Source organism: Bacillus cereus group sp. BfR-BA-01381, assembly GCF_022663555.1.
Taxonomy (GTDB): domain Bacteria; phylum Bacillota; class Bacilli; order Bacillales; family Bacillaceae_G; genus Bacillus_A; species Bacillus_A pacificus.
In genome coordinates this window covers 1-313 of the sequence record NZ_JAKUFR010000268.1, presented here as the reverse complement: position 1 = coordinate 313, position 313 = coordinate 1, and the positions used below count along the sequence as shown (strand labels likewise).

Below are 313 nucleotides of genomic sequence, written 5' to 3'. Positions count from 1 at the left end.
AGGCGGAGTAGGTGGTTATCCGCAAGCTGTTCATGGTCATCATGTACATCACCATCACCAAGGCCAACACGGTCACCATGTACATCATCATCACCAAGGTCAGCACGGTCATCATGGTCATCACCATCACCAAGGACAGCACGGTCATCATGGTCATCACCATCACCAAGGCCAACACGGCCACCATGTACACCACCACCAAGGTCAACACGGTCATCATCACCAACAACAAGTACATCACCACGGTCAACACCACATTCATCCGCAAGCTGTTCTTTATCAAACACATCAAGGCCACCAGCACGGTCACCAT

The 313-nt window shown here is 51.1% G+C and carries 1 pseudogene; it reads left to right on the top strand.

Annotated features, from left to right (window positions below):
* Nucleotides 1-313, top strand: a pseudogene (locus MR079_RS28635) (hypothetical protein); the annotation flags it as partial.